The organism is Paraburkholderia rhynchosiae (assembly GCF_002879865.1).
In the GTDB taxonomy this organism is placed as follows: Bacteria; Pseudomonadota; Gammaproteobacteria; order Burkholderiales; family Burkholderiaceae; genus Paraburkholderia; species Paraburkholderia rhynchosiae.
Genome location: NZ_PNXY01000017.1, coordinates 80151 through 101686, shown reverse-complemented (window position 1 = coordinate 101686; position 21536 = coordinate 80151). Strand labels below are relative to the sequence as shown.

The following is a 21536-nucleotide window of genomic DNA, read 5'->3' as shown; positions in this document are numbered from 1 at the left end:
GCTTTTCGGCGTACGCGCTGCGCTCAATGCGCAAACGACAAGGTAACGGTGTCCGGTCCGCTTGGCCGTCCCAACAGGTTTAACAGTCCCGCGAGATTGTCCCGCGCCTCGGGCGCGGCACTGGCCGTTCCGCGAAACGACGTGGAAGCCTCGGATACGATGCCGCGGCCGTTCAGCATCAGTGGACCCTTGACGGTCCGCAGATCGAGCGTGGACGAGACGCCCTGGGCCTGAAACACGAGTTGATACGAGCCGAGCGGCTTCACCGGCGAGACGCGCGAACTGACGTCGTTCAGCGCCACCGTCAACTGACCGAACGCTTCGCGGTTGAAACTGCGCCAGTCGGACCACGACAGCCGCACATCGCCCTGAAGGTCGAGGGTGTTGAAAGGCGCACCGAGACCGCTCAGCAGCGAGGCCGGTACGGCGATCGTGCCGGGCGTGACGTTGGCGCTGCGCGGCGTCGCGTCGATGGTGATGGGGTCCGGCATTGCCTCGCTATGCCGCATGGTCATGCGCACACGGCCGGTGAAGAGCGGCCAGAACGCGGTGCGCCATTCGATCCGTCCCGGCAGCAGCGTCGCGGCGCTCATGTCGGAGCCGGCGGCCAGCATCAGTGTCGCGGAGCCGTGCCACAGAGAACCGGCCGGGTCGACGAGGTTCACGTGACCGCCGCTTTGACGGGCGAATTGCGGCGTGATCCACGCGGCCGGCAACAACGCGAGCAGCACGGCCGCGCTCGCAAACAGCGCGACAAGCAGCCAGGGCAGCGCGGCGCGCAGGCGCCGCATCCAGTAAGTCATGCGAGATCCCGTGACAGCGCGGTTACTTGACCGTGGATGGCTGCAACGACGCAGTGAGATCCACCTGGCCATCGTCCTTGAGCGCGGTCACGTGCGCTTCGGCCACCTGCACCTTGAACTGGCGGCGCACGTCGTCGACCCAGGCCGTCCATGCGGGAAACGACGCGTTCTTCAGTTGCACCTGCACCGCGTTGCCGATCACCTGGACCTGCGTCGCCGCGAGGCCATGGTCGCTGAGCGACGCGGAGAGGGCGTCCTTCAGCGCGGCGCCGGTCGGCGCGACGCCTTGAACCGCCGCCGACAGTTGGCGCGCTTCGTTGGCTTGCGCGGTCATCTGCGCGAGTTGCCGCTGCAAGGTGGGCAGCGATTCATGCAGACGCGCGCGCCCCTCCTGCGCCGGCGCCCATAGCACCGACCACGCGATCACCACGGCGAGCACACCGCCGCCCCACGTCAGCAACGCCTTTTCGCGGTCGGTTCGCTGGTCCCAGAAGCCTGCCCAGGTTTGAGCGAGTTCAGCTTTCATTGTCCGTTCCTGATGGTCCACTTGCCGGTATTGCTGTCGATTGCGCCCGTGAGTCCGTTGCGCGCGAGGCGCTTGGCGAAATCGGGATCGAGCTTGACCTCGGGCTTGAAGGTGACGTCGAGCCGCCGGTCGTGATAATCGAGCGCGGCGATGCCGTTGACCGGCACAGGCGGGAGCGACCGTGCAAGGCCATCGGCGAGCGAAAGGAAGTCGTCGGGCGAAAGCTCACCGGCAGCCACGCGCAACTGCTGCAATTGACGCGACATCTGATCGGGCGCATCCAGCACGACCGTCGTCTTCGGGAAGGCGTTCAGCAGCAGTTCGGTCATCTGCGTGCTGATTGCGTCGCGCTGGCGCGAAAGCATCAACCACTGCACATTCGCGCCGATGGTCGCGACCACCAGCGCGCCGACCGCCAGCAGCACCGGCAAGCGCAAGCGGCGCAGCGTCGCTCGGTCGAGCCGCCACGGCTGCGACGCGAACTCGAACTGGCAGAGATCGAAGCGGCACGCCAGCGCGCGGCGCGCGAGTTGCTCGAAGGGCAGCGGACTTGCGCCGTGCACATGCGCCGCGAGCCCGGCTGGGCTGCTCGCGCCGAGACTCGGCTCGTTGCCCGGCACCTCGGTCAGCATGTACAAGGAAACCCGCGCCGCGCCGGCGAGCGCGCCGAGCGTCGCGTTCACCGCATTGGCGGGCACTGCCAGCCCTTCACCTTGCGCGCCTCGCGCAATCGCCAGCTCGACACGCGGCATGCCGCTCCCGACAGCGCCTTCGAGCAGCATCGCGGGCGCGGTCTGCACGACGGCGCCGAGCACCGCCGCAACCATCGGCACGACTTCCGGCGCAGCGCCCGCTAAAACATTGGCCGCGCTGTCCGCGCGAGCGGCGTCCCGCGGCGACGCGCCTGCGCCCGCCAGCGCCGGCTCGCCCGCGCTCACCGTCTCGGCGACTTCAACCGGCGCCTCGGGCACAGCGGCGTCCGGCAGGCAGCGCGTGACCGGCACCGCACGCAGGCTACGGTGACCGGCCGCGGAAAAGGCTTCGCAGATAAAGCGGAACCAGCCGCGATCGATGATCGCCAGCACCTGCCGCCCTGCCCCGACCGGTTGCGGATCGACGGCGATATGGCAGGTTTGCGGGTCCTGGATCAGTTGATCCTCGACGATGTTGGGCAGCGCCTGGCGCAGCTTCGGCCCGCGCAGCGGCGGCAGCGTGGCGGGCATCATCAGCAGGTCCCGCGCGGCGACCATCAGCACCGTCGACGCGGCGCGAGGCAGCAGCGCAAGCGCGGAGCGCCCGGCGCGCTGCGTGCGTCCCGACTTGTCGAGCAGCACGAACGGCAAGTCGGGCAGTTGCCATTCCTGCGACGGCACCGCCGGATCACGCGGCGGCAATAAGACGATCAGCGTGCTCAAAGGCCACTCTCTCTGGGAAAGGCGTTATTCATAGTTGGTCTTGCACCCGCACGATACGTGTAGTGTGAGTCAAAGCATCGCGATAGACGAGCGTCGTGCGGTCCACTTCGGCGCGTTCGTGCTGCACGCGGCCGTGGATCAAAAAGTAGTTCGTGTTGACGTCGAGCTCGTTCGGATCGATCGAAACGGACTGCACGCCCGCGCCGCGCAACGCGAGCTGCACATCGCTGACGTTATGGAAAAACACCGTCTGCCGGCGCGCGACGAACGCCTGTGCGGAGGACAAACTCATGCCCGGCACGACGGCGGCGATCACTTCGGCGGAAGCCGTATTCATGTTGACCGCCGAGACCGTCGGTAACACGGTGACGAAGGGCCGCAAGCGCGCGACCATCTCCGGCGTATAGCCGGGAACGTCGAGCAGCGAATCCACGCTTGTCATTTGCAAGGGCGCGTGGGCGGCGCTGTCGTCGCCGTCTTCGATGCCGGGTTTGTCAGTAAAGCCGCCGCCGGTTGCGCCGCCCTGGATGGCCGGCGTCGAAGTCGTGCCGGAGGTCGACGTGACGGTCTGAAAACGCGTTGCCGATTGCGCGAGGCTCGCGCGCACCTGAACCGCCGTGTTCTTCGCGAGCTGGCTGTTCACGCCAAGCGACACGAGCAGGCGCTGATAGGCGCCGATCTGCTCCATGTCGAGTTGCATGACGCCGGGCGCGGGGCTCGCCACCAGATTGCGAAGATTGAATTTGGCCTGAGCGTCTTCAATCGATCCCGACAGATAGGTTGCCGCGCCTTGCTGCGCTCGCACCTCGCCGATCTGGCCGAGAAAATCCGATAGACGTGTTTTCGCGATCGGCACGCCCCACACGCCGCCAAGATACGTGATGCCCGCCGACGTATCGCCTTCCGAGCGAAGAATCAGACGGGTCCAGTCCAATGCGCCGCGTGCGACCCATTGCGCCTGGGCAAGCAGGCGCTGGTTCTCGATCCGGCGAATTTGCACCTGCTGACGCCACAGCATGCCGGACACGAGAATCGCCGACAGCGCGACCACCAGCAACGCGCTGATGATGGCCGCGCCTCGCTGTGCGCCGCGCCCGGCTTTGCGTTGCGCCTTTCTCATTTCATTCTCCGACGAGAAAAACCCGCGTGACCGGCCGCGCCAGCGACGTCGCGCCGACGCTCACCTCGAGTCCGGTCACCGACCGCGGCAGCGGCCCATTGCCAAGCTGCGGCACCTTCAGGTTATTGTCCGCCTCCGTGATCGCGCCTTGCACGTCTTTCATCTGCGCGGTCCAGCCGACTCTCGGCACATAGAGGCGCGCCGAAATGGCACCGACGCCGCCCATCAACGGCAACGCGGACCATCCTTCGCCTTCGCCGCCGCGCAATGCCGCGCGCAAATCGCCGAGATTGGCGAGCGGCGGCGACGCATAGCGAACCACGCGCCCTTCGGACACGCGGTAACGCACCACCTGCAAGCGCGGCGCGGACCCCGGCAACCTCATCTGACGCACAATCTGCAGGGCGCCGCCCAATAGCGATACGGCGGCTTGGCCGGATTCGTCGTCCGACGCCGCCTGACGCACGTCGATGCGCATCTGGTCGAACAATTGCGCGAAGACACGCTCGTCTTCCATCGCGTTCGTGATGGTCTGCCGGCCGCGAATGATCTGGTCGAGTCCGCGCCACGACAGCACCGCGATTACCGCCATGATCGCAATCGCGACCAGCAGTTCGATCAGCGTGAAGCCGTGCACGCCCGCGCGGCGCCGGCGCTTAGAGCGAACGGTTGTTTTCATTCGCGACCACCGTAACCATCTGGGCGAGATTGCCGGAACGGCCCGGCATCGTCACCATCACTTCCACTCGACGAAACACCGGGTTCGGGGTCGCCGTCACATGCTCGGTACAGATCAACTGCAAATTGCCTTGCGAACAATCAAAACTCGTGGAGCCGACGTTGGGCCACGCGTGCGTCAGACGCAATTGCGCGAGTGTGTTGTCAGCGCTCCAGCCGGCCAGCAAGCGCCGATGAAGATCGGCCTCGCCGCTCGCGAGACTGCCGACCGCGCGCAACGATGCGGCCAACGCCACCGCGATGATCGCCAGCGCGACGAGCACTTCGATCATCGTAAAACCGCGCTCGCCGCGGCTGGCGGTTTCGCGAACCACCGTGCTGCTGCAACGACGCATGTCAGTGCACCTCGTAGCGGCCATTGCCGGTGCCAACGATGGTCGCGCGCCCCGCAGTGGAGAACAGCGTGATGCGCACCGGCACGTCGATCGCTTCTGTGCCGAATACGACGCGGCTCGCCTGTGAGTTCGAACCGGGATAGTCGATCGTCACGCCCGTTACGCCGCCTTCCCATGGACGAGGCTTGAGCAGATCGTCGCGCAACGGACGCCAGCCGTCTTCTGTACGCATGTCGAAACGAAAGCCGCCTTCGGTCGGTTGCCACGCGATTGGACGCGCGCGCACCTGCGCTTCGTCGCCGGCCGATTCGAACAGCAGCGCGAGACGCTGCGCTTCCTCGTTCAGATCGGTGCGTGGATTGCGCGTCATCGTCAATGCGGTCAGGGATACGAGCAAGCCCGCAATCACCAGCACCACCATCATCTCCAGCAGCGTGAAGCCCGCCGCACGTCGACGGCCCTTGCTTGTGCTCAGGCTGCCGCGGCCACGCACGCGCGCAGCCGCGGCCGCCGCACGCGGCGGCGGGTTCGTACTTGCCCACACATTCCTATCGTCTATTGCCACGAGCCCACATCGGCGTCATTGCCTTCGCCGCCCGCCTTGCCGTCTGCGCCATAACTGAACACGTCGATCTCTCCATGCACGCCTGGATTCAGATACTGATAGCCGTTGCCCCACGGATCGTTCGGCAGACGTTCGAGGTAGCCGCCGTCCTTCCAGTTGTTCGGCACCGGATCGGTCGCCGGTTTTTCGATCAACGCGCGCAGGCCTTGCTCCTGAGTCGGATAACGGCCGTTGTCCAGACGATAAAGCTTGAGCGCTTGCATCACGGTGCCGATGTCCTGCTTCGCGGCAACGCGCCGCGCTTCGTCTGGACGGCTCATGATTTTCGGCACGATCAACGCGGCCAGAATGCCGAGAATCGCAATCACGACCATGATTTCGATCAGCGTGAAGCCGCGTTGACGACGGCTGCGCGGACCCGCGATTTCTGTGCGGCGAGTGGTCGACAGTTGCATAGCTTGCTACCTCTTTTCGGGTGAATTTTCGACTGGGCGGGATTCGCGCCTGACACTTTCGGTGCCATGAAACGCGCCCGGCCGGTCATTTTAATGTCATGCAGTTGAAGGCTTTGAACTCAACGCAATTTTCACAATAGTCCGTACAATGATGCGCATGAACGCCATCCAAATCCGCCTTCTGTCGCTAGCGCTTTTCGCCGTGTTCTGCGCGACGCTGACCTACTGGATCATCACGCTCACCACGATGTCCGGCGCCCCGTTGCCCGCAGCGGCCGCGCACGCGCAAGTCTCGACCGATCAGGCCGCGACGCTGTTCGGCGGGCAGCTCACGCGCAGCGCCAACCAGGACGTGCATCTGTTCGGCATCCTCGCTCTGCGTAAAGGCGCGGCGGCCATCGTCAGCGTGGGCGGCGAACCGCCGCGTGCGGTGTCGCTCGGCAGCGCGCTGATGCAAGGCGCCAAACTCTCCGAAGTTCGTGCGCGCTCGATCGTCATCGATCGCAATGGCGCGCATTCCGAAGTGTTCCTGCCGGCCAACGCCGCGGGTCCTACGATCTACGTTCGCTGAAGCCAAGCCAAGCCAAGCCAAGCCAAGTGCATGTTGCTTCGCTGTCGGCCGACAGCGCGGCTCCCGCGTAATCTCGCGTCACTGCACCAGGTTGTTCAATTCGATGATCGGCAGCATCACCGCCAGCACGATCACCAGCACCACGCCGCCCATCGCCAGAATCAGCAGCGGCTCCAGCAGACTCGTCAGGAACATCGTGCGGCGCTCGAGTTCGCGCGCTTCGCCGTCGGCCGCGCGGTCGAGCATGGTCGTCACGTCGCCCGTCGCTTCGCCGGAACGGATCAGGTGAACCAGCACCGGCGGGAACGTCTTCGTATTGCCGAGCGCGCGCGACAGCGACGTGCCTTCGCGCACGCGCACGATCGCATCGTCGATGTTGCCGCGCATCGCCGTGTTGCTGAGTGTTTCGGCTGCGGCCTGCAGCGCGCGCAGAATCGGCACGCCGGCCGCCGTCAGAATGCCGAGCGTGCTTGCAAAGCGCACGGTGTTGTAGCCGCGCACGAGTTTGCCGAGCAGCGGGGCGGTGAGAAGCCAGCGGTCGAAGGCGAGGCGCGGGCCGGTTTGTCTTAGCGTCGAGCGCACCGCATAAGAAAGTATCGCCACTGCGATCAGCACCGCCCACCACCAATTCCGCACGAAACCGGACAGCGCCATCATCATGATCGTGAGAAAGGGCAGTTGCTGCTTGGTGCTCGCGAATACGTTGACCACTTGCGGCACCACATAGCTCAACAGAAATGTGACGATGCCGAGCGCGATGATCGTGACGATGGTTGGGTACGTGAACGCGAGCACGATCTTCTGCTTGAGCGCGTTGCGTTGCTCGATGTAGTCGGCAAGACGCGACAGCACGAGTCCTAGCTTGCCGGTATGTTCCCCAGCCGCAACCAGCGCGCGATAAATCTCGGGGAAGTCTTTCGGATGCTGCGTCAGTGCATTCGCGAGCGAATGACCGCCGAGCACTTCCGCGCGAATCGAGGCCATCAGCTCGCGAATGTAGTCGCGTTCCGATTGCTCGGTGAGCACGGAGAGCGCTTCGTCGAGCGGCAGGCCGGCAATCAGCAGGCTGGCCAGCTGACGCGTGAGAATCGCCTGCTCGCGCTGTGACAACCGCCGCCCCAACGACAGCCGTTGATTGCGCTCGCCGCGCGTGCGCGTGGCCGCCGGTTCGACGACGAGCGGCGTAAGCCCCTGCGAACGCAGATTGGTGCGGGCGCCGCGCGCGCTGTCGGCATCGAGCACGCCTTTCTGCGCCTTGCCCGCTGCGTCGATCGCTTCAAAACGAAATGCCGGCATGCGCTTATGCTCCGCCCGTCACGCGGATCACTTCTTCAAGCGACGTCAGCCCCGACGCGAGCCAGCGCTCCGCGTCTTCACGCAGCGTGAGCATGCCTTGCGCACGGCCTGCCGTGAGGATTTCCGCATCGGACGCATTGCGGTGAATCAGCGTGCGGATTTCGTCGTCGATAAGCAGCAGTTCGTACACGCCGCGCCGGCCCGCATAGCCGGACTGACCGCACTTGTCGCAACCTACCGGATGCCAATGCACGCGGCCGTCTTCTTCGACACGCTGTTCGCGGCACACCGGACACAGGCGCCGCACGAGCCGTTGCGCCAGCACGCCGAGCAACGACGACGCGAGCAGATACGGCTCGACGCCCATGTCGGTCAAACGCGTGACGGCGGATGCCGCGTCGTTGGTATGCAGCGTGGCCAGCACGAGGTGGCCGGTGAGCGAAGCCTGCACCGCGATCTGCGCGGTTTCGAGGTCGCGGATTTCACCGATCATGATGATGTCCGGATCCTGCCGCAGAATCGAACGTAGCGCGCGCGCAAAGCTCATGCCGATCCGCTCGTTGACCTGGGTCTGACCAATGCCCGACAGGTCGTATTCGATCGGGTCTTCCACCGTCATGATGTTGGTGGTCGCCGTTTCGAGCCGCGACATCGATGCGTACAGCGTGGTCGTCTTGCCCGAGCCGGTCGGACCCGTCACCAGCACGATGCCGTGCGGCCTGCCGATCAGCTTGTCGAACCTGGCAAGCGTGTCCGAACCCATGCCGAGCGCTTCGAGGTTCAGGCGCGTTGCATCCTTTTCCAGCAGACGCAACACCGCGCGCTCGCCGTGGCCGGTCGGCAGCGTCGATACGCGCACGTCGACCGGACGCCCGCCCACGCGCAGCGTGATACGGCCGTCTTGCGGCAGACGCTTCTCGGCGATATCGAGCTGCGCCATGATCTTGATCCGCGAAATCAGCGCGCCGTGCAGCGCTTTCTTTGGACGCACGACGTCGCGCAGCGTACCGTCGACCCGAAACCGCACCACCGACGATGTTTCGAATGGCTCGATGTGAATGTCCGACGCCTGTTCGCGTGCCGCTTGGGTGAGCAGCGCGTTGATCATGCGGATAATCGGCGCGTCGTCTTCCGATTCCAGCAGGTCTTCGACTTCGGGAATGTCCTGCATCAAACGCGACAGATCGACTTCGCCTTCCACTTCGCCGACCACTTGCGCCGCGCTGCCATCGTGGCGCGCATACGCCTGGTTGATGGCCTGGGCGAGCTCGTCGGCGGGCAAACGCACCACCGACACCGCGCCGAAGTTGCGCGTGACTTCGGCGAGCGCGGCTTCACTGGTGCGCTCGCTGATCCAGACTTCAAGGCTGTCGACGTGCTGGTGCGCGACCAGAATCTGGCCGCTGCGCGCAAAGCCATACGGCACGAGCCGGGCGGCGATGGCCGACGGCGCTGCGCGTTCGGCCTGCTGCGCGTGCTCTGCCATTGCCGCCGGCGGGAGCCCGGCAGCCCGCGCGGATGCCGGCGACGTTGAGGCTGACGGCGGCATGGACGGCGTATTCACGGCTGAACTCCTCGTGATGCGGTAGACGGCGCGGCCGGCACCGGATTGCTCTGGACGCCGCCGTTCACCGCGGGCGCGGCGGGCACTGTACCGGGCGTCATCGTCGGCGCTCCGTTCGGTTGCGGGGTGGACGAGCGCGGCTGAGCCTGAGGCGGCTGCATCTGCTGACGACGCATCTGATCGAGATCGAACAGATTCAACGGCGAACCGCCCTGGCTCGGGCCGACGGGCATCGGCGGAACCACCGGATCGTCCTTGTCCTTCATCAGGTTGTTGTCCTGCCGGTACGCCCCCTGCACACCTTGAATATAGTCGTAACGATTCGACGTGACAGCCTGCGCGGTATCGCGGTCGTTAATGATCACAGGGCGCAGAAACACCATCAGGTTGGTCTTGTTGCGGTTCTTCTGTTCGGAACGGAACAACTGACCTATCCACGGGATGTCGCCTAGCAGCGGCACCTTGCTGTTGCTGACCTGGTAGTTGTCCTGCATCAGGCCGCCAAGCACGATGATCTCGCCGTTATCGGCGAGCACTGTCGACTGAATCGAACGCTTGGTGAACTGCGGGCCGGCTGGGTTGGTCGTCGCGTTGGTCGTGCCGTTCACGATCGCGGAGTCTTCTGTGTAAAGCTGCAGCTTCAGGATGCCGCCGTCGGTGATCTGCGGTTTGACGTGCAGCGTCAAGCCCACGTCGACGCGGTCGTACGTGTTGAACGCCGCGCTCGCCGTGCCGCTCGTCAGATTCGAATACGAGCCCGTCTGGATAGGCACGTTCGTACCGACGACGATCTTCGCTTCCTCATTGTCGAGCGTGATCAGGTTAGGCGTGGACAGCACGTTCGCGTCGGCACTCTGCGAGAGCGCCTGCAGCAGCGCGCCGAGTCCCTGCACGCCGAAAATGTTGTGAATCCAGCCGACGTTCAGCCCCTGCTGGAGACCCGAGCCGAGCGCCGTGGCGAGACCGCCGGTGGTGCCGGCCGCCGCGGCCGCCGCCGTCAGGTTGATGATGCTGTTGCTGGAACCGGTGGCGAGATTGGTGCCGGCAAACAGCGAATTGTTCGCGACCTGCCACTGAATGCCCAAGTTGCCGCTCGTGTTCGAATTCAGCTCGACGATCAGCGCCTCGATATAAACCTGCGCGCGGCGCGCGTCGAGCTGGTCGATGACTGCACGCAGATTGCGGTACACCGGCTCGGACGCCGTGATGATCAGGGAGTTGGTCGCGGAGTCCGCCTGGATCATGCCGCCCGGCTGATTTTCGTCGGTCTTCTCCTTGTCGCTGCCGAGCAGGCCGCCCGAAGAAGCCGCGTTGTTCGAACCGTATCCGCCCGCGCCGGCGCCGGCGCCGCCCATCGGCGAGGACATCGAACTGCTGCTCATTCCGCCCGACGGCAGCGGCGGCGTACCGGATGTGCCGGTCGAGTTGTTGCCGCCGAGCGCACCGGCGCCGGTCTGGTTGAACGAGTTCGCTTCGTTCGAGCCACCCGACGAGCCCGTTTCGCCGCCTTTGCCGAGCATGCCGCGCAAGGTCTTCGCGAGCTTCGTCGCCTCGGCGTTGCGCAGCGGCACAACGTGCATGTTGCCAGGCATGTTGGTCGGCGCGTCCAGTTCGCGCGCGAGCGTCCTTGCGGCGGCGAGACGCGCGCCGTTCGACGCGCGGATCAGCAGCGAATTGGTGCGCGGGTCGGCGGTGATCGACACTTTCAGCGTGGCGTCGGTGCTGCCGATCGCGCCGGGGTCCAGCATCTTGTTCAGTTGCGTGGCGATGTCGAGCGCGTTCGCATTTTTCAGTTGCACGACCGACACCGACTGACCCGCCGCCGTATCCACGCCGGCGATGATCTGCGCGATACGCCGCACATTGTCCGCGTAGTCAGTCACGACGATCGTGTTGTTGGCCGGGTAGGCGGCCACGGTATTGTTCGGCGAGATCAGCGGGCGCAGCACCGGCAACAGATTGTTCGCCGATTCGTTCTTCAGCACGAACACCTGTGTGACCACCTGGTCACCCCGGGCGGTCGGCGTGTTGCCGACGTAGGTCGGCACGCCCTGCAATTTGGCGTCGGCTTCGGGCACGACTTTCAGTACGCCGTGATCCTGGACCAGGGCAAAGCCCTGCATGCGCAGCGCGGATTGCAACGTCTTCAGCGCCTGGTCCTCAGGCACTGCATTTTCCGACACGAGATTCAACTGACCTTTCACGCGCGGGTCGACGATGATCGTCTTGCCGGTCGCCGCGCCGATCGCCTTGGCCACCTGATCAATATCGGCGTTGACGAAGTTGAGGGTCACCTGTGCCTGTGCCGTCTGTGCGGTGATCAATCCAGCCACCAGCAACGCCGTTGCGACGCGACGCAAAGCCATACGATTTCTTCTCATGGAATGTAATGTCGATGCCGGCAGCCCCAGCCGCCAGCGGTCATGCAATCCGGACAGCGGAGCAGGCCGCCGTTCTGTCGGTCTGCCGGCGGGCCAGGTGGGCGAAGACCGCCCAAAAGTGCTGGCCGTCCGATGTCCGAAAAAAATGAACAGTAACAGTTTTTCATGTCTGATTTGTCACAAAAGGAAAGGCTTTGTGCGATTCCTCGAGGAACTGGCCCGACCGTCAAGCAATTGAAAGCCGATGCAGAGGGCGGCGACGCACGCATAGCCTCACGTTTTCGCGCACTTATGCGGGGCTAATGTCGCGCTTATGTCTGTTAGCCAACTTGACGGGTGTCGGCCTGCCGGTATCATACGAGCCGTTCAAGCCGCCGGTTCGATGTTGCCGACGCGGGTTTTCCCCGATGATCCGTCAACGCCCCGGCGAGAGTGCACTTCGCGGCTCCCTGCGGCTGAACAATGGCCGATACGAGGCCTTACTAACCCTTACCCTTGCGGTTTGCTTAGTCGTCTTGACCGATGAAACGAACCTTCGTCACCGTTCTGGCAGGATTTACCGTATTGGCTGCAGCCGGGTCGGCGCGCGCCGATTGCTTTGACGAAGCGGCGAAGTATCAGAAGGTCAATCCGCTGATTCTGCGTGCTATCGCCTGGCAGGAATCGCATAACCGGCCGGACGCGCAGCACAGGAACGCGAACGGTTCGACCGACTACGGCGTGATGCAGATCAACTCCATCCACCTGCCCACGCTCGCTCAATACGGCATCTCGCAAGGCACACTAATGGAGCCGTGCAAGAACGTCTACATCGCTGCATGGCACCTGCGCCGTCAGATGAACAAGTACGGCAACACGTGGCAAGCCATCGGCTCTTACCACTCCGAAACGCCCGCGTTGCGCGACAAGTACGCGCAGCAGATCGCCGCCATTCTACGCAAGTGGAACCTGATGCCGGCCGCGCGCTAACAGGCGCGTCGCCCGGTCGCTTTCCGTTTTGATGCACAATGCGGCTTCGTGCTGCCGCCGAGGCGCGACCGTCTCGAGCGTCGTTCCACTTGCGCAATCGTCCGACGTAAAGCCCGGCACGCCTTCCAATTCTCTCGTTTTCCGTACTGCGATGAACCAGCCGCTATTGCCCGTCACCGTGCTCTCCGGTTTTCTGGGCGCCGGCAAGACCACGCTCCTCAATCACATCCTCGCGAATCGCGCCGGGTTGCGCGTGGCCGTGATCGTCAACGATCTGGCCGCCGTCAATATCGACGCGACGCTCGTGCGCGACGCCGCTGCGCTCTCGCATGTCGAAGAGGATCTCGTCGAGTTGTCGAACGGCTGCATCTGCTGCACGCTGCGCGACGACTTGCTGGTCGAAATCAAACGGCTGGCCGCCGAAAGGCGCTTCGACGCGATTCTGATCGAGTCCACCGGCGTCGCCGAGCCAATGCCGATCGCCGAGACCTTCATGTTCGTCGACGACGACGGCGCGTCGCTGTCCGACGTCGCGCGGCTCGATACGATGGTGACCGTGGTCGACGCGTTCAACTTCCTGCGCGATTACGGTTCCGCGGATGCGCTCGCCGAGCGCGGCATCGCCGCGACCGACGAAGACGACCGCACGCTGGTCGAGCTGCTGATCGAGCAAATTGAATTTTGCGACGTGCTGGTGGTGAACAAAGCCGATCTCGTGAGCGCCGACGAACTCACGCGCCTGCAACGCATCCTCGCGCGCATCAATCCGCGCGCGGTGCAGGTGGTGAGCCGCTTCGGCGACGTGCCGCTTGCGCAAGTGTTGAACACGGGGCGCTTCGATTTCGACGAGGCGTCGAGTGCGCCCGGCTGGCTCGCGTCGCTGAATGACGAACATGCGCACGACCACGAGCATGGCCATAGCCATCAAGGCGAAGCGGACGAGTCCGGCATCGGCAACTTCATTTACCGCGCGCGCCGGCCGTTTCATCCGGAACGTCTGTGGGCGCTGTTGCACGAGGAATGGAAGGGCGTCTTGCGCAGCAAGGGTTTTTTCTGGCTCGCGACGCGTAACGATATCGCCGGTTCGCTGTCGCAGGCGGGCGGCGCTTGCCGCCACGGTCCGGCGGGCATGTGGTGGGCCGCCCAGGATCGCAGCGAGTGGCCAGACGGCGACGACGAACTGGCCGCCGAAATTGCTGCCGACTGGTACGGTGCGCCGGACGATCCGAGTATCGGCGACCGTCGCCAGGAGCTGGTGATGATCGGCGTGGGCATGGACCCGTTGGTATGGAAAGCGAAGTTCGACGCGTGTCTGCTCACCGACGACGAATACGCGCTGGGACCGCCAGCTTGGCAACAGTTTGCCGATCCGTTCCCGGCGTGGGATTTCGACGAAGACGACCACGACCATCACCACCATGACCATGACGGCCACGGTCATGGTCATGGTCATGGTCACGGCGAGATCGTGCATCGTCACGACTGAGCCGGCTTCGCCGTCTGCCGGTGTTGTAGCCGCGACACCCGTTGCGGCATACCGCCCGCAACGCTCGCGAGCACAAATCGCGGGCGAAAAAAAACCCGCCGTTGGCGGGTGTCAACTGCCAGGCAGTAATCTGCTTAGCGCTTGTTGACTGCGTCTTTGAACGCCTTGCCAGCCGTAAACTTGACGGTCTTTGCGGCCGGAATCTTGATGGTTTCGCCCGTCTTGGGGTTACGACCCGTACGTGCTGCGCGCTTGCCCGAACCGAAGCTGCCGAAGCCGATCAACTGGACCGCATCGCCCTTCGACACAGACTTCTTGATCACTTCAAGCAACGTGTCCAGCGTTTCACCGGTTTGAGCCTTGCTGGCGCCCGTCTGTCCTGCGACAGCGTCGATCAGTTCCTGTTTGTTCATTAAGGTTCCTTTCTGAGTTTAGGTTGACACGAACAGCGCGAACGCGCCGATTATACGTGCGCGCGCCGCGCCGTCGAGCAGCTGCGGCTCCGGAGCCCCTCCGGATCGAAAGCGCCGGACAGCGAGTGTCCGTCGGCCGTGCTGCCGCTCCCTTCGCGGCGCTTGCTATGATAGCGCAGCGCAAACCCAATCAGGACAAGGGTTTCGAAGAATTACGCGGTTTTAGAACAGATACAGCAAGGAAACGGTACATTTTGCTTGTCGGGCTTGCGACACAAGCCTGAAACCCAGTAGGGACGGGGCTTTGACGTTGGCTTTTGCCAACGTTCAGCGCGTCTTTTTCGCCGCCCGGCGAGCCGCGCGCGCTGGCGGTAACGTTCGACCCGCTCCTCGGGGCGTCACTTCCGTCGCGCATGACCGATCCATTGATTCCAGCCGTCCTCGCATTCCGAGACAACGGCACGCCTTTTTCGCCTTTCTACGACGACATCTATCACAGCGCTGTCGGCGGTCTGGAACAGGCCAACTACGTTTTTCTGCGCGGCAATGCGCTCCCCGAACGCTGGCAGGGCCGGCGCATTTTCACTGTGCTGGAAACCGGCTTCGGCATGGGCATCAACTTTCTGATGACCTGGGCCGCATGGCGCGCGGATCCATCGCGTTGCGAGCGCCTGCATTTCGTCTCGACCGAAAAACATCCATTCACGCTCGCCGATTTGCGCCAGGCGTACGCCGTTAGCATTGCCGATCCCTCGGCGTCGGCGATCGCGGCGCTCGCTGAAACCCTCGCCAACGAATGGCCAATGCTCGTGCCCGGCACGCACCGGCTCGAGTTCGACAACGGACGCGTGGTGCTCACGCTGGTTTTCGGGGACGCGTTGCAGAGCTTGCCCGCCTTGAGGCTGCGCGCCGACGCGTTTTATCTCGACGGCTTCGCGCCGGCCAAAAACCCCGAACTGTGGACCCCGGCGATCTTCAAGTCGCTCGCGCGGTTAGCGGGCGAGGGCGCCACCTTCGCCACCTACAGCAGCGCTGGCGACATCAAGCGCGCGCTGACGCAGTGCGGCTTCGAGTACCGCAAGGTGGAAGGCTTCGGCTGGAAGCGCGCGATGCTGGTCGGCCACTTCGCGCCGCGCTGGCGTGTGCGTCGTCATGAGCCGCCCGCACCGCTCGGCCCGCTCGCGCCCGACGAACGGCATGCGGTAGTGATCGGCGCCGGACTCGCGGGATGCGCGGTGATCGAACGGCTGAGCGCGCGCGGCTGGCGGGTAACGTCGCTGGAACGGCATGCTTCGGTCGCGCAAGACGCGTCGGGCAATCCGGCCGGCGTATTCCATCCGATGATCTCGCGCGACGATAGCGTCGCCTCACGCGTCACGCGCGCCGGCTTTCTGTATGCGCTCAAGCGCTGGGCCGCGCTGGAACGGCTTGGCCACGCGCCGTTACGCGGCGCGCCAGGCCTGCTGCAGATCGCCGACAACGACGAGGAAGCCCGCGCGATGAGCGAAGCCATCGCGGCGTTGCGCTATCCGCCGGAATTCGTGACGCCCGTTTCCGCCGACGACTCGCAAAAGCTCGCCGGCATGCCGCTCGCACGCGGCGGCTGGTTGTTCCCGCACGGCGGCTGGATCGACCCGGCATCGCTTTGTGCCGCGCAGTGCGCGGCTGCCGGTGATCTGCTCGAACGGCGCTTCGGCGTGGAAGCCGCGCGCATCGAACGTTCGGGCGATCAGTGGACCGTGTTCGATACGGCGGGGGCAGCGCTCGCGCGCGCGCCCGTCGTGATCGTCGCAAGCGCTCACGATGCGGCGCGCATGGCCGGCTTGCAGCATGCGCCGATTCGCAGCATCCGCGGCCAGCTCACTGTGCTGCCGCCGGGCTCAGTGCCGTCGCTCAGCCTGCCTGTGATCGGCGAAGGTTATGCGATACCGCTGCCTGACGGCGTGACGCTGACCGGCGCGACTTATGAACTCGACGACACGGACACGTCGCTTCGTGCAGATGGTCATCTGGAAAATATTGAGCGGGTTGCGCAGATGGTACCCGCCTTCGCGCGCGTTGCCGCCCGCACAGATCCGGCAGGCCGGGACCCGGCAGCGTACGCCGGCCGAGTCGCGTTCCGCTGCGTCACGAGCGACCGTATGCCGATGATCGGCAATCTCGCCGACGAAATCCTCGCCGCGCGCGACGCCCAGCGCCTGGCGGGCGCATGGCCGCTCGATCTACCGCGCAGCGAAGGCTTGTACAGCGCGTTCGCATACGGTTCGCGTGGCCTGGTGTGGGCCGCGCTCGGCGCCGAACTGATCGCTTCGCAAATAGAAGGCGAGCCTTGGCCACTGGAACGCGACCTCGCCGCAGACATCGACCCTGCGCGTTTTCTGCTAAAGGCATTGCGGCGGGGGAGCGTCGTCGGTTAACGCGCTGCGCGTGCCGCGGGACTTATCCACCGAAAATTGTGGATAACCGCACTGTTTACTGGCGCAACTGGTGTGGAACCGTTGTGGACGTAAACGGGGTAACTTGTGCGCCATCGAAATTCACGAAAAGTTGCCAGCGTATACGCGCCGGTGCCGCACACGCTGTGCATCCGGTTATGAAGTCTGCAAAACTCTGATTCGCCACGGTAAACATCTGTTATCCACAGAAACCGAGGCAGCTTGTTAACTGCTACTACGTATACATACAGCAAACCTGTAAACAGCAAGGCCAACGCGAGACGATGCGCTGTCGCTGCGATCTGGCACTGCCCGAACGCGGATGCCAACTGGCGAAGCGCTGTCCTGAAAAGCACACCGAACAAGTGCAGACTGAGTCGGCGAGCGCACAGCGAACGTCCCTAAGATGAGCCCACCAAGGCCCGATAAAACGGTCGCTTTTTCCTCATGTCGCGGAGATAAAGTATGTTTTTACCGTTTTGCCTGCATGTTCGTGTCTTTTCGCTTGAAGCCGAAAAACCTATGGCACAATCGCCGTTCTTTTCCGCGTGGTGCCCTGCCTCCAGCGGTACCCGCTGCAACGGAACGGTGCCGTTCAATCAGAATCTGATTCCACGTCGACGGCGTTCTTTCACCGTGCCGTGGTGGCTGCTACGGCCGCACTCTTGAATGCGCCCGGTTTGCTACGACCACGGCGCGTTCGAATCATCCGATCGTTGAAAACTCGCAACGCAGGTCACGCGAAGCGATCGCGACAGTGAGCGCTTCGTGCGCTCACCCGCTCGCCGGTGTCCGCGCCGGTACGCGCTGGTTTGTGTCATCTGCCGTTGCTGCAAAGGAGAACCCATAACGATGAATTCGGCGTTTTCATTTTTTCCAGCCTGGCCGCTCGCGCCCGACGCCATCTTTTGGGCTGGTCTCGCATTGCTTGCCGCAGGCTTGTGCGGCGAGCTGTGCTATCGCGCGTGGCGTTTGCCGCGCATTTCCGGATATGCGGTCATTGGCCTGATAGCGGGCGCGGCCGGCTCGGGCGTGATCGACGCGCAGGCCGCGAGCGCGGCGCGGCCCTTGCTCGATGTCGCGCTCGGTTTGCTGTTGTTCGAACTCGGCAGCCGGCTCGATTTGCGCTGGATCCGCCGCAATCCGTGGCTGGTGATGTCGAGCGTCGCCGAAGCCACGCTGACTTTTGCGCTAGTCCTGCCGGTGCTGCTGTTCCTGAACGTGCCGCTGATGGTCGCAACGGTGCTCGCCGCGATTGCCATGGCGACCTCACCGGCGATGGTGATTCAACTCAAGACCGAATTGCGCGCGGAAGGCCAGGTCACGCAGCGTCTGTTGACACTGACTGCGCTGAACAGCATGTATGCGGTCGTGATCGAAAAGCTCGTGTCGAGCTGGTTGCATCAGGAAGCGTACGGCAACGTTTTTGCGACGATTTTGCAGCCGCTTTATCTGCTGGTCGGCTCGCTGGTGCTGGCGTATCTGCTTGCGCGCACCTGCACGCTCTTTTATCGCCGGTTGAACATGCAGGATGAGCACTCGTTCGTCGCGCTGTTCGGCCTCGTGCTGCTGGCAATCGCGCTCGCGCATCTGTTCAAGCTGTCGACGATTCTCGCGTTGCTCGCCGCCGGCATCATCGTGAAAAATCTCGAAGCACGGCCGCAGTTGTGGCCGCAGCATTTCGGCACCGCTGGCTGGCTGTTGACGGTGATTCTGTTCGTGCTCACGCTGACGTCGTTCGAATGGAAAGACATCGCGCTTGGCGGCGTTGCGGCGCTGGGCCTGATTGTTGCGCGTCTCGTCGCGAAACTCGTGGGCGTGCTCGCGTTCGCGAAGCCGAGCGGTCTGAACTGGAAGCAGGGCATGGCGCTCGGTCTATCGTTGTCGCCCATGTCGGCGCTGGCTTACCTGCTGGTCGACGATACCTACAACCTCTATCCGAATTTCGATCCGCAACTCCGCGCGATCATGATGTGTTCAATCGTCGTGTTGCAGATTCTCGGGCCGTGGCTCGTTTATCGCAGCCTCGCGCTGGTCGCCGAACGGCGAGAAGAATAAGCGCTTCGGCTTCAACGGCACGCTTCATCCCACTTGTTGGTTTCAACAGCGGCCGGGCATCCGATAACTGCCCGGTCGAGCTCACTCAGGGGACGCTATGTCACTCGAACCCTTCATCGATTCGAAGCCGTTTACTTTCGGTGTCGAACTCGAGATGCAGATCGTCAATACGCATGACTATGATCTGACCAAAGCCGGCTCGGATCTGCTGCGCCTCGTCAAGGATCAGAAGATCCCCGGCAACATCACGCCTGAAATCACCGAGAGCATGATCGAGCTGTCCACCGGCATTTGTACATCGCACGAACAGGCGGTCGCCGATTTGCGCAAGATCCGCGACACGCTCGTGGCCGCGGCCGATCACTTGAATGTGGGCCTGTGCGGCGGCGGCACGCACGCGTTCCAGCAATGGAGCGAGCGGCAGATCGTGGACACGCCGCGCTTTCAGTATCTTTCCGAGTTGTACGGCTATCTCGCGAAGCAGTTCACGGTATTCGGCCAGCATGTGCATATCGGCTGCCCCGATCCGGACAGCGCGCTATTCCTGCTGCATTCGATGTCGCGCTTCATCCCGCATTTCATTGCGTTGTCCGCATCGTCGCCGTTCGTTCAAGGCGTAGACACCGGTTTTCATTCGGCACGCCTGAATTCCGTTTTCGCGTTTCCGCTGTCGGGCCGCGCGCCGTTCGTGCTGACGTGGGACAGCTTCGAGGAATATTTCTCGAAGATGGTCCATACCGGCGTCGTGAACAGCATGAAAGATTTCTACTGGGACATCCGGCCGAAGCCAGGCTTCGGCACCATCGAAGTGCGCGTGATGGATACGCCGTTGTCCGTGGACCGCGCCGCGGCGATCGCCTGCTATATCCAGACGCTGGCGCGCCATCTGCTGCTCGACAAACCGATCACGCCGCACGAAGACGATTACCTCGTCTACACGTTCAACCGCTTCGAAGCATGCCGCTTTGGGCTTGCGGGCACCTGCATCAATCCGCAGACGGGCGAACGCAAGACCATTTCGGAAGACATTCTGGAAACACTCGATCTGATCGCGCCGCACGGCGATGCGTTGGGTTCGGGTCATGCGCTCGCGGAAATCGGCGCTATCGCGCGCGGTCAGATCAATGATGCGACCTGGCTAAGGGGCGTCGTCGAACAGGAAAAGTCGCTGCATGAGGCGGTCCGGCAACAGTGTCTGAAGTGGCGAGCGTAGCGAGCACGGAGTCCGCTTTGTGTTGAGCCGTAAGAAAACCCGCTTCGAGCGGGTTTTTTTTCGTAATCAAAATTTCCAATTCGGGGCCCTTAAGGTTCTTCCAATATTTACGTATACACACGTAGTAGTAGTTAACAAGCATTGGCCCCGGCTGTGGACAACTGAATAATTCCCTGCAAAGTCAAGGCACTGCGTAAACCATAAGCGGGCCGGTGACGGGTGCGCCGGCCACGGTAAACGAGGACAACTTAAGGAGTGCCGAGGCGCCGTCGATACTTATCAAGAATCGGTGCACCTGTCTTCCCCCGTGTTGTCCCAAGGTTATCCACAGCTTGCGTTGGATAAGTTAGCTGTACGATTCGCCGCTCTCGCATAGAATGTCGTCTTAACCGCTTTGGCTTACAAGGCGGTGGATTTTTGAGATAGTTGAAACCGTCTCGTCCTGTTTTGGGCGGGGCTACCCCACACAGGCTACGGGCGTTCCTGGCAAGCAATCGGCCGGCACCGCACAAAAGCTGTAAATAAACCAATCGAAGATTATGAGCGAAGGCGTATACGGAGAACAGGCAACCGGGCGAGTCACCCACAGCCTCTTGCGACTGAGCACGGCGATGCGAAGCCAGGCTTGGGAATGGGCGGAGGGTGCGGGCCTCACGCCTACGCAGGGCGAAATCCTGGTGTTGTTGATGCAGCGGAAGGGCCCGATGCGGCTCGGGGAAATCGCACGTGAAACGGCGTTGACCGCCGCCACCACCAGCGACGCCGTCAGCACGCTCGAAACCAAAGGACTGGTCGAAAAGCGCCGCGCTCTCGACGATGGCCGCGCGCTCGCCGTCCGCCTGACCGCCCGCGGCCGCACGGCCGCGAAGCGTGCCGCGCAGTGGCCGGACTTTCTGGCCAAGGCAGTCGGTACCTTGCGCGATGACGAGCAGGCCATGTTCTATCGCACGCTGCTCAAGACCGTTCGCCAACTCGAAGCGCAGGGCCAGATTCCGCCGCACCGTATGTGCCTGAGCTGCACGCACTTTGAGCCGAGCAAGAATCCGAAGAAGACGCTGCATCATTGCGCGCTGCTCGACATGAACATGGCGGATACGGATCTGCGTCTGGATTGCGCGGTCCATGAAACTGCGGACGTCGCCACCCAGAAGAAGACCTGGAAGATCTTCGCCCAATAAAGCGGCCGCTTCCCG

19 protein-coding genes are annotated in these 21536 nt (G+C 63.5%); 7 read left to right on the top strand and 12 right to left on the bottom strand.

Annotated elements, in window-relative coordinates; translation table 11 throughout:
• Positions 1 to 23 precede the first annotated feature (23 nt).
• Genes C0Z16_RS22815 through gspG form a run of 8 tightly spaced genes read right to left on the bottom strand, consistent with a single transcriptional unit; the run spans position 24 to position 5957 of the window.
• Positions 24 to 803 carry a type II secretion system protein N gene (locus tag C0Z16_RS22815; RefSeq protein ID WP_102634347.1) on the bottom strand — a complete coding sequence of 260 codons (780 nt, stop codon included), beginning with the start codon at positions 801 to 803 and terminating at the stop codon, positions 24 to 26.
• 22 nt (positions 804 to 825) lie between these two features.
• Positions 826 to 1329: a type II secretion system protein M gene (locus C0Z16_RS22810; protein WP_102634346.1), complete on the bottom strand. Its 504-nt coding sequence runs from the start codon at positions 1327 to 1329 to the stop codon at positions 826 to 828.
• The gene (gene gspL, locus C0Z16_RS22805; protein ID WP_102634345.1) at positions 1326 to 2744 is read right to left on the bottom strand and encodes a type II secretion system protein GspL; all 1419 of its coding nucleotides are present in this window, start codon (positions 2742 to 2744) and stop codon (positions 1326 to 1328) included. Before gspL ends, C0Z16_RS22810 begins: the two co-directional genes overlap by 4 nt.
• A gap of 28 nt (positions 2745 to 2772) precedes the next feature.
• Positions 2773 to 3864 carry a type II secretion system minor pseudopilin GspK gene (gspK, locus tag C0Z16_RS22800; protein ID WP_102634344.1) on the bottom strand — a complete coding sequence of 364 codons (1092 nt, stop codon included), beginning with the start codon at positions 3862 to 3864 and terminating at the stop codon, positions 2773 to 2775.
• Between the two features lies 1 nt (position 3865).
• Complete coding sequence (locus tag C0Z16_RS22795) at positions 3866 to 4543, bottom strand: PulJ/GspJ family protein (protein WP_102634343.1); 678 nt, start codon at positions 4541 to 4543, stop codon at positions 3866 to 3868.
• On the bottom strand, positions 4521 to 4937 hold the full coding sequence (gene gspI, locus C0Z16_RS22790; RefSeq protein ID WP_102634342.1) for a type II secretion system minor pseudopilin GspI: 417 nt from the start codon (positions 4935 to 4937) through the stop codon (positions 4521 to 4523). The genes C0Z16_RS22795 and gspI overlap by 23 nt, the downstream gene beginning before the upstream one ends.
• 1 nt (position 4938) lies before the next feature.
• Positions 4939 to 5502 carry a GspH/FimT family pseudopilin gene (locus tag C0Z16_RS22785; protein WP_102634341.1) on the bottom strand — a complete coding sequence of 188 codons (564 nt, stop codon included), beginning with the start codon at positions 5500 to 5502 and terminating at the stop codon, positions 4939 to 4941.
• Positions 5493 to 5957, bottom strand: coding sequence for a type II secretion system major pseudopilin GspG (gene gspG, locus C0Z16_RS22780; protein ID WP_102634340.1), 465 nt, complete (start codon positions 5955 to 5957; stop codon positions 5493 to 5495). Before gspG ends, C0Z16_RS22785 begins: the two co-directional genes overlap by 10 nt.
• A 157-nt stretch (positions 5958 to 6114) precedes the next feature.
• Between gspG and C0Z16_RS22775 the strand changes: the two genes are divergently transcribed.
• Complete coding sequence (locus C0Z16_RS22775; protein ID WP_102634389.1) at positions 6115 to 6528, top strand: type II secretion system protein N; 414 nt, start codon at positions 6115 to 6117, stop codon at positions 6526 to 6528.
• 78 nt (positions 6529 to 6606) lie between these two features.
• Here C0Z16_RS22775 and gspF read toward each other — a convergent pair whose 3' ends face one another.
• From gspF to gspD, 3 genes are read right to left on the bottom strand one after another with little or no spacing between them, the layout of a single operon-like run.
• Positions 6607 to 7824 carry a type II secretion system inner membrane protein GspF gene (gene gspF, locus C0Z16_RS22770; protein WP_102634339.1) on the bottom strand — a complete coding sequence of 406 codons (1218 nt, stop codon included), beginning with the start codon at positions 7822 to 7824 and terminating at the stop codon, positions 6607 to 6609.
• A 4-nt stretch (positions 7825 to 7828) separates the two neighbouring features.
• The gene (gene gspE, locus C0Z16_RS22765; RefSeq protein ID WP_102634338.1) at positions 7829 to 9388 is read right to left on the bottom strand and encodes a type II secretion system ATPase GspE; all 1560 of its coding nucleotides are present in this window, start codon (positions 9386 to 9388) and stop codon (positions 7829 to 7831) included.
• Positions 9385 to 11754 (bottom strand): type II secretion system secretin GspD, encoded by a 2370-nt coding sequence (gene gspD / locus C0Z16_RS22760; RefSeq protein ID WP_102634337.1) that lies wholly within the window; start codon positions 11752 to 11754, stop codon positions 9385 to 9387. The genes gspE and gspD overlap by 4 nt, the downstream gene beginning before the upstream one ends.
• Positions 11755 to 12291: 537 nt before the next feature.
• On the opposite strand from gspD, the gene C0Z16_RS22755 reads away from it, so the two are divergent.
• Together C0Z16_RS22755 and C0Z16_RS22750 are read left to right on the top strand one after the other, a co-directional pair.
• Entirely contained in the window at positions 12292 to 12738 is a 447-nt protein-coding gene (locus C0Z16_RS22755) for a lytic transglycosylase domain-containing protein (RefSeq protein ID WP_102634336.1), read from the top strand.
• A gap of 151 nt (positions 12739 to 12889) precedes the next feature.
• Positions 12890 to 14224: a GTP-binding protein gene (locus C0Z16_RS22750; protein ID WP_102634388.1), complete on the top strand. Its 1335-nt coding sequence runs from the start codon at positions 12890 to 12892 to the stop codon at positions 14222 to 14224.
• Positions 14225 to 14358: 134 nt separating this feature from the next.
• Here C0Z16_RS22750 and C0Z16_RS22745 read toward each other — a convergent pair whose 3' ends face one another.
• The gene (locus C0Z16_RS22745; protein WP_006050811.1) at positions 14359 to 14637 is read right to left on the bottom strand and encodes an HU family DNA-binding protein; all 279 of its coding nucleotides are present in this window, start codon (positions 14635 to 14637) and stop codon (positions 14359 to 14361) included.
• Positions 14638 to 15050: 413 nt separating this feature from the next.
• Here C0Z16_RS22745 and mnmC point away from each other — a divergent pair, with 413 nt between their 5' ends.
• From mnmC to C0Z16_RS22725, 4 genes are all read left to right on the top strand, one after another.
• Complete coding sequence (gene mnmC, locus C0Z16_RS22740; RefSeq protein ID WP_102634387.1) at positions 15051 to 17054, top strand: bifunctional tRNA (5-methylaminomethyl-2-thiouridine)(34)-methyltransferase MnmD/FAD-dependent 5-carboxymethylaminomethyl-2-thiouridine(34) oxidoreductase MnmC; 2004 nt, start codon at positions 15051 to 15053, stop codon at positions 17052 to 17054.
• 870 nt (positions 17055 to 17924) lie between these two features.
• On the top strand, positions 17925 to 19130 hold the full coding sequence (locus tag C0Z16_RS22735; protein WP_102634335.1) for a cation:proton antiporter: 1206 nt from the start codon (positions 17925 to 17927) through the stop codon (positions 19128 to 19130).
• 97 nt (positions 19131 to 19227) lie between these two features.
• Positions 19228 to 20343 (top strand): YbdK family carboxylate-amine ligase, encoded by a 1116-nt coding sequence (locus C0Z16_RS22730; protein ID WP_102634334.1) that lies wholly within the window; start codon positions 19228 to 19230, stop codon positions 20341 to 20343.
• A gap of 539 nt (positions 20344 to 20882) precedes the next feature.
• Positions 20883 to 21521: a MarR family winged helix-turn-helix transcriptional regulator gene (locus C0Z16_RS22725; protein WP_102634333.1), complete on the top strand. Its 639-nt coding sequence runs from the start codon at positions 20883 to 20885 to the stop codon at positions 21519 to 21521.
• Positions 21522 to 21536 lie beyond the last annotated feature (15 nt).